The organism is Microbulbifer epialgicus, from assembly GCF_041447265.1.
Lineage (GTDB): Bacteria > Pseudomonadota > Gammaproteobacteria > Pseudomonadales > Cellvibrionaceae > Microbulbifer > Microbulbifer epialgicus.
In genome coordinates this window covers 1-12,892 of sequence record NZ_JBGMEK010000098.1, presented here as the reverse complement: position 1 = coordinate 12,892, position 12,892 = coordinate 1, and the positions used below count along the sequence as shown (strand labels likewise).

8 protein-coding genes are annotated in these 12,892 nt (G+C 49.1%); 4 read left to right on the top strand and 4 right to left on the bottom strand.

What is annotated here, in order from left to right; all coding sequences use genetic code 11:
* The first annotated feature begins 571 nt into the window (after positions 1-571).
* From ACCI49_RS21525 to ACCI49_RS21515, 3 genes are all read left to right on the top strand, one after another.
* Entirely contained in the window at positions 572-880 is a 309-nt protein-coding gene (locus tag ACCI49_RS21525) for a DUF1272 domain-containing protein (protein WP_371841292.1), read from the top strand.
* Between the two features lie 217 nt (positions 881-1,097).
* Positions 1,098-2,060: a glucokinase gene (gene glk, locus ACCI49_RS21520; RefSeq protein WP_371841291.1), complete on the top strand. Its 963-nt coding sequence runs from the start codon at positions 1,098-1,100 to the stop codon at positions 2,058-2,060.
* Positions 2,061-2,226: 166 nt separating this feature from the next.
* Complete coding sequence (locus ACCI49_RS21515) at positions 2,227-5,091, top strand: TonB-dependent receptor (protein ID WP_371841290.1); 2,865 nt, start codon at positions 2,227-2,229, stop codon at positions 5,089-5,091.
* Between the two features lie 516 nt (positions 5,092-5,607).
* Here the strand turns inward: ACCI49_RS21515 and ACCI49_RS21510 are convergent.
* From ACCI49_RS21510 to ACCI49_RS21500, 3 genes are all read right to left on the bottom strand, one after another.
* Complete coding sequence (locus ACCI49_RS21510) at positions 5,608-5,907, bottom strand: hypothetical protein (RefSeq protein ID WP_371841289.1); 300 nt, start codon at positions 5,905-5,907, stop codon at positions 5,608-5,610.
* 55 nt (positions 5,908-5,962) lie between these two features.
* Positions 5,963-7,786, bottom strand: coding sequence for a VCBS domain-containing protein (locus ACCI49_RS21505; protein WP_371841288.1), 1,824 nt, complete (start codon positions 7,784-7,786; stop codon positions 5,963-5,965).
* 574 nt (positions 7,787-8,360) lie between these two features.
* Positions 8,361-9,221: a DUF3014 domain-containing protein gene (locus tag ACCI49_RS21500; RefSeq protein ID WP_371841287.1), complete on the bottom strand. Its 861-nt coding sequence runs from the start codon at positions 9,219-9,221 to the stop codon at positions 8,361-8,363.
* Positions 9,222-9,497: 276 nt separating this feature from the next.
* Here ACCI49_RS21500 and ACCI49_RS21495 point away from each other — a divergent pair, with 276 nt between their 5' ends.
* Positions 9,498-11,150: an alpha-amylase family glycosyl hydrolase gene (locus ACCI49_RS21495; protein WP_371841286.1), complete on the top strand. Its 1,653-nt coding sequence runs from the start codon at positions 9,498-9,500 to the stop codon at positions 11,148-11,150.
* An 81-nt stretch (positions 11,151-11,231) separates the two neighbouring features.
* Here the strand turns inward: ACCI49_RS21495 and ACCI49_RS21490 are convergent, their stop codons facing one another.
* A complete protein-coding gene (locus ACCI49_RS21490) occupies positions 11,232-12,074 on the bottom strand; it encodes a universal stress protein (protein WP_371841285.1) in 843 nt (280 codons plus the stop codon).
* Between the last annotated feature and the right edge of the window lie 818 nt (positions 12,075-12,892).

Below are 12,892 nucleotides of genomic sequence, written 5' to 3'. Positions count from 1 at the left end.
CAATCCCGGTTGGATTTGCGCTGATAGTGTAAAGCGGGATAACTCTCGGTCAGTCTTCTAAGAAGACTGGCTCAATAGCCCCCTTTTAGGGGGCCGAGGGCAATTCCGCATTCTAAGAATGCGGATTTTTACTACGTTTAAGGCATCACATTGAGCCGATTCGCGTCCCTGCTCTGCTTACTTAAGATAATGTCCTGAGCTTTTCGTTGGCGTAAATAGTCGCCATCCCTCATTGCTTGGAGCACGGATTTACGCTCCTTACTGTAGTAAATGCTGTAACTCCAAACATTTTTGTGGGTATTTTCACTTATGATGTCCATGGCCCCTTGGATGGGATTTAGCTTTACAGTGATGATCCGCTCATTATGAATAAGGTGTGATGCCCCAAGTGTTCGGGACTCTCTTTGCTATCCACAGTGATTATAGGTGCCACTACAGCAGTTTTCTTGGGCTGGGGTTAGTTCCTTGAAAGGAGCTAGCAAACTGTAGACAAAAATAAATCGATCCATTGTTTATTGATAGGTGGACAGCGAATAGAACCGAAAAATAATCTGATAGAGGAGCGCTTCCTATGTTGGAGTTGAAGCCGAATTGTGAGTGCTGTGATAAAGACCTACCTTTCAATTCTATTGAAGCGATGATTTGTACTTACGAATGTACTTTCTGTAAGTCCTGTGTCGAAGAGGTTTTGAGCGATGTCTGCCCCAACTGCGGTGGTGGATTTTGCCCTCGGCCGGTACGCCCTCAAACGGCCCGGCGCAAGGGCGTGGGCATCCAGTTCCAGCCAGCATCGGAAAAGCGAATACTGAGCCGATACAGTAAAGATGAGATGCGAAACTTTGCTGCGCTGGTGCGCGGAATTGCCCCGGAAGTTCGTTGATTCTAAAGATTGGAGTAAGGCAAGAATCTCGATTTGTGTGACTAAAATATGCCTTGCAGTCTTATTTGATGCTCGGCTTCTGGGCTGGGTCGGTAAGAGAACACCCGGTTCTGTCTTTGGGCGGCTTGCCCTAAGTTCAAGCCATTGGGACTGGCAATATTTCCTCTGACGCCGTAACTTATACCGCCTTTTTCTGGGGGATTTCGAAGGGATAAATATGACAAGCATCGTAGCGGATATCGGCGGCACTAACGCCCGCTTTGCGATCGCCAAACCCGTGGCGACAGGTTATCAGTTGGAAGGGCTCAAGGTCGTAGACTGCAAGCGTTTTAATGGCTTTGATGCCGCCCTTCAGCATTGGCTCGATGGACTGCAGGGGCCTAGGCCGGAGAAGGCTTGTATTGCCGCTGCGGGCCCCCTGGAGAAGACCTCTTCCGGTGGTCGGGTCTATATGACCAATCTGGGCTGGAGTATAGATGCCGGTGTACTGGCTAAAGAGTTTGAATTTCCCCACTTGGAGTTGATCAATGATTTTGCAGCACTGGCGCAGTCGTTACCTCGCCTGGGCAGTGAAGATTACCGGGTGTTGCGGGATGTTCCCCGGGTACAGGGCGCTCCCATGGCCGTCCTTGGACCGGGTACCGGCTTGGGCGTAGCAGGACTGGCAGAGTCAGATGGTCGTTACCATGTCCTTGCCAGTGAAGGCGGCCATGCCAACCTAACAGTCACCACCCAGCGTGAGCTACAGCTATTACAAATCCTGATAAAGAGCCAGTCTCCGGTATTTAACGAATGCGTGCTGTCCGGAAGTGGGTTGGTCAATCTCTATCGCGCGGTGTGTGAGCTCAATGGGAAGGTGCCGGAAGAGTTGACTCCGCCGGATGTGAGTGCCCGTGGGCTGGATGGCTCCGACACTATGTGTCGCGAGACGTTGCTGGATTTCCTCAACTTCCTTGGTAGTGCTGCCGGGGATGCAGCACTGTACCTGGGAGCCCGCGGGGGCGTATTTCTAGGTGGTGGTATTCTGCCCCGTATCATAGAACTGCTACCAGAAAGTGAGTTCGAGCAGCGTTTCCTCTGTAAGGGGCGGGTTGCACAGTGGATGGAAGCTGTACCAGTTTATGCGCTAAACGCCGGTTACCAAGCATTGATTGGCGCGGCGGTACAGCTTGAAGGCTGACTATCTAAAGTTCATCGATATATAACGATATGGGTACAGAGATGTACCCCGGTGTTCAATGTAACAGATTCTCCCACCTCCTCCCCCCTTGGGGGAGGATGTTATGGATTAGGGGCCGGCCTAGGATGCAGGGTCTCAACATAACGATAAGTCCAGGGAGAAGATGATGAGTCTATCCAATAAAGGTAAGGGGGTGCTCAGACCCACCTTACTATCTGCTGCCATTGCGGCCTCCATGTCCACCTCTGGGGTCTACGCGCAGGCGCAGGAAGCACTGGAAGAAGTAACTGTTATCGGTATTCGCACCAGCGTCTTGGACTCCGTAGAAGCCAAGCGCAACGCGGATGTGGTTGCCGATGTGGTTGATGCGGGTGCCCTGTCATCACTTCCTGACCAATCTATCGCCGATGCCCTTGGCCGCCTGCCTGGTGTTACCACCGTGCGTGCCAATGGCCAGTCTTCACAGCTGAATATCCGTGGTATGAACGGCGATTTTCTGCAGACTACGCTGAATGGGCGCGAGCAGGCCTCCACCAGCGGTTACTCTGAAAGTACTCGCTGGATTTCTTTCGACCAGTACCCGGCTGAGCTGATCAATCAGGCCGCGGTCTACAAGTCTCCCAAAGCCTCGCATATCGAAGGCGGTGTAGCAGGTACTGTTGAGCTTAAAACTGCGAACCCCTTGGATGCCGACAAAGAGCATAATTTTAATGCCAATGTACGTATGTCGTTTAACGACACTGCGGATGAGGTGGGGGCTGATGAATTCGGTGAGCGCGTAACCTTGTCATATCTGGGTAAATTTATGGATGGCAAGGTGGGAGTGGCCCTGGGCTATTCACATCTTGAGCAGCCGAATAGCTTTACTAAGGCGCGAGCGGGTGCTGATCAAAAGCTTGGTTATGATTCCACTGTGGATTACGACGAAGATGGTGAGGCTGATGCTTTGCCACAGGCCTTCCAGTGGCATACTGGGAATGGGACAGATACCCGCAATGGCTACCTGGCCAGTGTGGTGTTGCAACCTACGGATAATTTCAAGGCCCAGTTGGATTATTTCAAATCAGACTTTGAGCGTATTGATACCCGCCATGGTATTACTGTTAGCGGGTTGAGTAGTACAAATAGCTATGCACTTTCAGATACGGAAGTAAAAGGTGGTGTTGTCACCAGTGGTAGGGTGAATATTACTGACCCAAAAACCGAATATGATTCCAGCCCCTGGTTTGAATCACGATCGGAAGACCAGTCTACCCAAGCGGACAGCGACAGCATTGGGATGAACTTAGAATGGAATTTTGCCGATCGTCATACTCTGGTTGTCGACTATTCATACAGTGAGGGTACCAAGACACGCAAGGACCAGATTGTATCCATGCATGCCTATGACCTGAGCACGGATGCAGACGGAAATTTGGAAGCGTGGGAAGAGGTCGCAGGCCAAAGCTTTGCATACTCTCTCAATGGCGATGGCATTCCGACAGGTGGCTTTACCGGCGTCGACTTTACCAACCTGGACAGCATACGCCTCTCCCGCTATGAGGAGTATCCCCACGAATATACTGATGAAGTTGAAGCTTTTAAGGTGGATTACCGGTTTGACCTGGAGTGGGGCGCAGTTGCTTCTGTTGAGGCTGGCATACGCTTTTCTGACCGTACCTTTGACGCAGATCGCGGCACCTTCCTCTATGGCAGCCGAGATGGTCAATATAATGGCTACTGTGCGGATAACTTATCCGATATCGAATGCATGCCGCAGAATCTGGATGGGTTTGTAAAAGTGGAATCCGTTGAGGGGGCTCCAGATCATTTGGTTGTCACCGATATGGATGCTTTGGCCTCCAGTATTTTTGGTGCTGGAAATTATGAAGGTAAGAAAGTATTCAGCCGCGATTGGACATTTGTTGAGTCTGGAGCGGTGACCGAAGAGGTATTTGCTTATTACCTGATGGCCAATATTGATACCCAGTTGGGCAGTATTCCGCTGACTGGAAATTTTGGTGTACGTATTGTTGAGACTGATGTGAAATCCAGCGGTATCCAAAATGTGGGTGCTGGAAACGGTGTCGAAATTACCGATGACGTGGGAATAACATCGGATAGCTATGATCATATTAAATATGGCCCTGAGTACACGGATACTCTGCCGTCATTGAATCTGAATTTTGAGTTGACTGAGCAGGATTATCTTCGTTTCGCAGCCGCAAAAGTTATGGGGCGTCCGCCCGTTGCGCAGTTGAAAGGTGGTGCGGGCTCCTGGGTTAGTATCAACAACAACACAGGTGCTGAAGAGTACAACGTATGGACCAAGGGCTCCCCTTATCTTGATCCATTCCGCGCGAATCAAATCGACTTGGCCTACGAGCACTATTTTGAAGATGGTGGTGCGGTAACCGCAGCAATTTTCTGGAAGGATATCGAAAGCCTGGTAGAGAAGCAGAATATCTATCTGGATAGCCAGTCGGAGCGCAGTGCTTTATTTGACTCTCTGCGGATCATCATTCCTGGTGATCTCGACGCGGGCGAATTACAGACCTATGTTAATAATGATAAGGGGGGTTATATTCGCGGAATCGAGTTGGCAGGTACCAAGACCTTCGATCGGCTACCTGGTGTCTTTTCTGGTTTGGGGATGACCGCCAGCTACTCTTATACCGAGAGTGAGACAGAAATTACCGGTGGCAATTTCTATGGCGAGACGCTGCCATTGCCCGGTCTTTCCGAGCATGTTTGGAGCACTACGGTGTTTTGGGATATTGGAAACTTTAGCTCACATGTAAACGTGCGCTACCGGGATGAATTTATCCTGAATATGTCAATACCTGGAGGCTCTACTCCTGCTTTGGCAGAAGCATATACCACAGTTGATGCTCAGATATCCTATGCATTTGACTACGGTATAGACCTTGTTTTCTCGGCCAATAACCTGACCGATGAAGCCGATGTGAAATCCTACGGTGTAGATGGCACATTAGGGGAGTACTCTCAATTCGGGCGCCAGTTTTATTTGGGGCTGAATTACAGTTACTAAGCATTTCGAGATGGCACCGAAATTTTTTTGAGAAGACCGCCCGCTGAGCTCTGCTTGCCGGGCGGTTTTTTTTCACAATAGTTTTCTATTGTGAAAAGGCGTCGACCTGGAAGGGTATCCGAATCAGAACTTCCATTTATTACTGGGTCAGAAGGAAAGAATACACTGCACGCGAGATGCGCTGTGAATACATCCCTGTAAGCTCGTAATCGATATTCATGCCTCATACGTTCCCGAGCGTAGTGTATTCTTTCCTTCCCCATTTTTAGTAACTGTTTAAATATAAGATCGAAGATATTTGAGAAATCAATCGATTCGGAGCACAGAATTTTCAATCTTATAGGCAGCAGCTCGGTTTATTGAGGCTGGGAGGATTAAAATAAATAATTTAGAGTGGGGATGCAAAATGCCCTGCGCGAAGCAGGGCTAAAGACCATTATGATGAGATAAGTACTTGGGGTTACTATTTCATCTAGACGATCAAAGAGAGAATTTCAAAGTGGCTTTAGAGTGGGCTTACTCTTCATCTCTGATTTCAAGCTTTTCGGTTTCCCGAATATGTAGAATATGCTTTTTGCCACGCTCTCCACGTATTTTCACTCGATCCCCGGACTTCATACCCTTGCGCTTCAATTCCTCGACCTCAATAAAGTAGTAGTGACCACTCTGCTCGTCTTTGAGTGAAAAGCGACGCTCTACCTTACCAGTCTCAAAATCCTCGGAGATAATTTCCTCCAGGGTTCCAGTTACAACCTCTTCTGCCTGTACAAAAAAGGTGAGCGTCATACCAGCGAGTAATGTCAAAACTCTCAACATACTATTTACCTTCTAGTGAATTATCTTCGTTGTATCGGTCAATTTACACAAAAATCTATTGATCATAACTTACAGTGATCACAGCCGATTTTTTGGCAGAATCTGAGGACTTATACGTAATTGTGAGTCCAATCCTTGAGTCAGTGAAGCTATCACCGGGTTGTTCTAATACTGCAACATGGTTGGACACCCTACCCTTGAGATAGTGAACCGTCACTGAACCGTCAAAGTGTGGTCGCGGGTTGAGTATATTGTGGGCTACATGGTAATTAACATAGTAGTGATTCTCGCCATTGCTGCTACCATTGCTCTCTATTTTTAATTGCTGGGGAAGTGCTCCGGATAGTTCTCCAGCTGTTAATTCAATGGCTTCTATTTCCACATCTTGGGATGAGTTGGCAACTTGCTCAACAGTCGTGGTGTATTCGGGGAAGAGATCATACCATTTCATATACTCTCGGTGAGCACTACCAAATAACCTAGACTGGGAACGATTGCCCATCAATGCCCCATCAGTGCCGTATTCACTATCGCCACTATCTACTATATCGCCATCGTTATTATTATCCAGCCCCGCATGGCTTAGGCCAATATTATGACCTAACTCATGGCCCATAACATTCTGGTCGGAATAGGAAGCGACTGAACTCCAACTGCCGCCGACACTGGCAACACCGGCGCCAACCAGCCCTGCTTTCTTGGCAGCTTGTGGATAAATAAATACTCTATGATCCCATTTACGTAAATCTAGGGGTTGACCATTTTCATCCGTATATTTGGTTTTGGTCCACTCATAGGCCAGGTCGGTCCACTCAAAGCCTCCATCGGTATACTCTCCAATTTCATTATTTTGTCGGGCAATTTCTGCCCTGGCAGCTGCATCTTCAATGCTTAAAATTCCACCCTGTTCCCGATCCTCAATATTATAGAATATGCAGTCAACAGAGGTTTCTTCGTTGTTAGGTTCGCCATAGCAATAGTTTTCAAGCTCCTTATCATTGACACGATGACGAAGGAATTTAAGTTGCCCTAGGGAGTTTTCTCGATAGATATTATCGAGCGAATCCGTATCATTAAAGACCATATTCGCAATATGGGTTAAGCTTGCTTTATCTGTTGCCTGCCCGTCAGAAAAATTCATCATAATAAATACGACACTGTTTTCTTTTGGGGTGATCGTCGCCACAGAAAAAATAACGGATTCCTCTGAGCCATCCGTTAATTGAAATGTGATACTTTCACTGGCTGTTTCCCCTCCTTTTAAACTGTCCGCGTTGTCGTTCAGGGTGTATTCCCAATTTCCATCGCTGAAGATTTTGAATTCGCCATAGTTACCTGTGATGGTTTTTTCGATGAACTCGGGGGTATTGCCGTCAATATCCTCAAGGGTCAAGGTGCCCTTGGCGGATTCCCTGCTGTCCACAACCAATTTGGCGAGAGGGGAAGTTGGATTAAATGTATAGGCATCATCGGTACCAGTTACCGATATGGTAATCGTTGTTATGTCATCCTCGGTTCCGACCCCGACAGTGAATTTATCAGTAGCCAACTCACCAGCATTTAAAGGATTGGCGAGGTTACTATCCAGGGTATAGCTCCAGCCACCATCTGAGGCGGTTTTTAGGCTGCCATAGGTTCCCTGCAATTCGGTTGCTTCAAAGGTTTGGTTGGCATTGCCACTGTCGGTCAATTGGCCGGAAGTGGAGGTCTCAATATCCTCCATAACACTGCCTTCACCGCCACTAATCACTCCGGGGCTACCATTATTCACGGGATTACCATCGTTATTATCCTTATCGGAGCCGCCGCCACCTCCTCCGCAGGCGGTTAGGAAAACAGATAAACTGATAGAGGTTAGTAACTTCAATGGCTCGTTCATGTCAGTCCCGATTAATTCGATTGTACTTGGTATGAATCGGGTCGAATTATAGAGAGGCTTTTTTGTTATTCTGTGAAGTCGGATAAGTATTTACAGTTTTGTTAAAAAATGTAAATACCTTGAGAGGCGCAGTTTGCTTTGATGAGTATTCAATAGAGGTAAACCGGCAACCGGAGAGTTATGATAAGAAGCTAATTAATGAACTTATAGATGATTAAGTAATTATTCAGAGGCTCCTGAGCTATTACTCTTCAGCAGATGGGAGACATAAACAATGTTTTAAACATCTCATTGGTGTGAATTTGTGATGTTCGACACTTTTCTTGGTTGTGCTTTATACTTGTACTTTTACTGTACTGAATACTAAGCTCCAAGTAACTTAAGGCTTATCAAGGACTGCCATTGATTGAGTTGAAAGAAAGTGAAGAATATCCGGTCCAGGCAAGAGTTATCTAAATAATAGGGTTTGGGTACAAGGCCTTATTGGAACAACAGTTGTTTTACGCTTGTCCCCTATGGCTGGCCGGAGCTGAGGTGTGACTCCGTCAGCCCAGGTCAGCTTTAATAAGGCCAGTTATTGGGCCTGTCCGGACTGTGGTTGCTGGACCGGCATAGCCTCTAGTTTTTCCTTCAGCTCTTTGAGCTTTTCTTTTACCCGTGTGGCGTTATCAGGCCCCATACGAATCATCAATTTCTGTATGCCGGGTAATTTTTCCAGCTTTGGATCGGCGAATTTGTAATAGACTGAGGGGCGCACCAGTGGAATAGGGCCCTCTACTTCTGGTGCTGCTAGCGCTTGATCAATGGCTTCCAGAACCACTTGATGGAAGGTCTTGTTACGAATCCCCAGCTCGCCCCAAGCTTGGGACAGGCGCGGGTACCAGTACTGGTACAAGCCTACTGCAGTATCGGTATTCATCAGTGCGAACAAGCGTACCGGCTGATCATAGCGGCGGTAATTGTCTGGTGACAACTGATAGCCTTCCATGGAAGAGCCAGTGACGACAATCGGGCCGCGGATTGTTTTCAGTGGGCGATGCTTATGAATCAAGTCACCACGTGAGCCGGCATTGGCTGCAGCCACCCATTTGCGAATTACCTCGTCGGGCACCAGCCAGCGGGACAGAGCGTTGTCTGGGGCCAGGGTCATAAGGTCATCGTAAGCGGTTTTGTCACTTTCATTGAGTGGTGGAGGCGGCTCTCTGCCCGGTTCTTCAGTCGGTGCGGGTTCCTGAGGTTCCGGCACGGGGGCTTCAACCGCGGGCTGGGTGATTGTTTCCGGTTCGGGGGTGGTCTGGGGTTCTTCGATCACATTGGTGGTAGGAATTTCATGCTTCTTTTCCTCGCCGGTCCACAGCCAATAAGCTGCCGCGGCGACGATGATCACTACAATAATCCCAATGATCCACCCTTGCCTAGACTGGTGTTCCGACATTCCCTGCCTCCTTTTTGCTGCTATTAGAATGTAACGGTTGGACCACGACAAAGCCTTGCGGTTTCTCCGTGGTGCATGGGTTTTACATTACTCTCCGCTGGAGCTAGTCGCAAAGGGGAATTGAGTTTCTTTTGCCAAGCGATGAGGCTGGTACAAGTGTGCGACCTTTTAGTCGCAGTGGCCTTTACCTACGCCCCCATGCGGGAGGATGTGTGATTTACTGGGCGTATTAAAGTGGATTGGACAAATTGTAAGTGGCAAATATGAGAGGAAGTTATGCATAAACTGACCAGCTTTTTGATGGCCGCGTTATTGGTGGCCGGTCAAGCTGCTGCAGCCGTCGAGCCGGTAGATCCTTTCTGGCGTAATGCCACCGTCTATTTCATGTTGCCGGATCGCTTTTTTAACGGTGATACAACAAATGATTTCCCCTATGGGCGTAAAGATGACGCTGCTTATCTGCGCGGTTTCGAGGGCGGTGACCTGCGCGGTGTGATCGAGAAAATTGAAGCAGGGTATTTTAGCGACCTCGGGGTGGACGCCATCTGGATGGCTCCGGTGATCGAAAATATCCATGGTTACAATGAATCGGACAAGCGCACTTACGCTTTCCATGGATACTGGCCCAAGGACTGGACTGCAGTAGATGCCAATTTTGGCAGTGAAGCTGAATTGGCGGAGTTGATCGAAGTGGCCCATCAACACGGTCATCGTGTGTTATTGGATGTAGTTATCAATCACACGGGCCCAGTTACAGATCAAGACCCAGAGTGGCCCACTACTTGGTTGCGCAATGGCCCACAGTGTGACTGGTCGGATTATGCCGGTAATGTCGAATGTACTATTCATGCGAACCTTACCGACATTCTTACCGAGAGTGAGGAGACGGTAGCCTTGCCGCCGCCACTGGCAGAAAAGTGGAAGAGAGAGGGCCGTCTGGTACAGGAGCGGCGAGAGCTTGACGCTTTCTTCTCGCGCACCGGTTATCCGCGCGCTCCCAAGTATTATTTGATCAAATGGCTGACCGATTGGGTGCGCGAATACGGTGTGGATGGCTTCCGCGTGGATACCGTAAAGCACGTTGAGGCAGAAGCCTGGGAATTACTGAAAAAAGAGGCGGACCTGGCGCTAGCCGAATGGAAAGCCAAAAACCCGAAAAAGAAACTCGATGATCGCGACTTTTTTATGGTGGGTGAGGTCTATCATTTTGGTGTGAATAATGTTGGCCCAACAGTCGGGCGTGCTTATGACTACAGCGACAAGGCAGTGGATTTTTACCAGTATGGCTTCGACAGCCTGATTAACTTCGGCTTTGCTCAGGTTGCCAGTCAGGCCCCTGAGGAGATTTTTTCCAGCTATTCCGCCGCGCTGAATAATAGCGATCTGAAAGGAGTGGGGGTACTCAATTACCTGGGTTCACACGATGATCATCACTCTTATGACCGCGAGCGCAAGCAGGCAGTGAGTGCCGCCACCAAACTAATGTTGGCTCCTGGTGCTGTGCAGATTTATTACGGCGATGAGCTGGCGCGTCCCATGATTGATGATCGCGCTTATGGCGATGCCTCTATGCGTACTAATATGAACTGGGATGACTTGAAAAAGCCTAAGACTCGTGACTTATTGGCTCATTGGCAGAAGCTTGGCCAGTTTCGCCGAGCCCACCCAGCGGTGGGTGCCGGTGTGCATAAAAAGCTTGTGGATAACCCCTATACTTTTGCTCGCATATTAACCGGCGAGCAGTCGGTAGTTGTCGTGCTGGACTTGCCCCTTGGGGAGAAAAGCATTTCCGTGGGAAGTATTTTTGCCGATGGCACTAAACTGACTGATTACTATTCTGGCAAAGGCGCCATAGTGAAAGATGGTGAGGTTACTCTCAATACCCAGGGAGCATTGTTATTGCTCTCAGCCAAGCCAAAGAAACCCTAGTCGGGTAAACAATAAAGCCGGCAATTGAAAAGCAGCCGGCTTTATCGAGGGCTAAGGCTCTGTTAGAGCGCTTAAGTCATTCTATATTTGAGTGTTGGTGAACTGGTTGCATACCGTCACATCCACATCCAACTGGCCGATCACTCGCTCGGCGGTATTACCGCGCAGGAAGGAACCGGTTTCGCCATACTGGTTCATGGTTCCCATCACAACTAGGTCTGCATCAATTTCACGGGCAACGGCTTCCACCACATCACTCGTATAACCCTGCTTCACATGAATGCGGTGGGTGGGCACCCCGGTTTTGTCGGCAAGTTTGGCCAGTGCGCCTCGATCCGGATAGAGCATGGAGTCCAAGTAGGCATTCACCAAGTGCAGTTCAGCTCCGTAGATGCCGGCGATATAGGTGGCACGTTCGCTGATCTGGCGATTTAACTGGCGCTGCTCCAGGGTTTTAGCCTGGTAGTTCACGGTGGCTAGCACCACTTTGCGCTCCTCCTTGGCACCGGGGCGGATCAATACCACCGGGCATCGTGCAGTTTTCAGTACCTGCCATTTGGATTCGGCAAAAGTAAAGCGGCGGCTAGACTTGGCGTGTACCGGCAGGTAGACCATTTCTGCGTTACAGCGCTTGGATTCCTGCACAATGGCCGCTTGCCAGTCGCTGGACCAGCACACGGTAATTTCACAGGACAGACCCGCTTCGGAAATAGGCTCGCGGATCTGCTTGCGGAACCAGGATTCATCACGGAAGAGGTGGTCGTTCACTGCGCGAGTATCAACAGCCTCACCATCAACCGCTACAAATACTGCCAGGCACGGCCGTGGGTTGCGCCCACGGGAAGTGGTCAGGGCTCGCTCCAGAGCTACATGCTTTTCATCGTTGGGGTCCACTACCACAAATACGGTGCTTTGTTGCTCCATCTTTCCTCCAGATCAAAGGGTATTTTGGGTCCCTGCCTTATGCAGTTGACTCTTAGGTCTAATCTATCACGGGGAGCCAGTGGCGCGGAGTTTTTGTCGCTGAAGTACGTAGAAAAATGCGCCATACAGGCAACGCATAATGAAGTAATGGGGAAAGCGCGTATTGAGTCAGATCAAGTTGAGCTACCGGTGTGGCGACACTCGGGGGGCTCCTATGACGCTATTGACACAGGACCACTACATTGACACAGGACCACTACCGAGCTGCAGTGTCTTGCCAAAGTGTCCGTCGTTGGTGGGTAGGATCGGCATGTACACCCCAAAAGCTTTCGGCGGGTATGCGATTATGGCTTCCTACGCAGAAACGCCAAGCGACTATTGTAGCTTGTACAGACAACTCTCAAAGTTGTCCTCGATACACTTAAGTGAGGAGTCCGACCGTCGATGCGCAGCCCCAAGTGGAATGCCCCCATGCTGTTTATATAAGTCTTCAGTCCGGGTTGGCTCTCAGGTTAACGGATAAGGTCTCAATAAAATACTGTTATTTAGTCGGCCCTGAAAAAAACCAAACACTTGCCTCCAGCACGGTGTAATGAGGGTTTACGGGGCGATTCGGACTAAATCCACCTTCCAAAACGTAAGTAAAATATCCGCATTATTAGCCGGAACGGATTTGAGATCATAAAAATAGGTGAAAACGATTTTTTAGGGCACAAAAAAACGCCTCCAGCGCCCTGATCATCCATTTTCTCAAATTCCAGGCACACGCAGCCATGAGGAGATTTATCGCATCACCCACTGTGCCTTTGAGGAAGTTT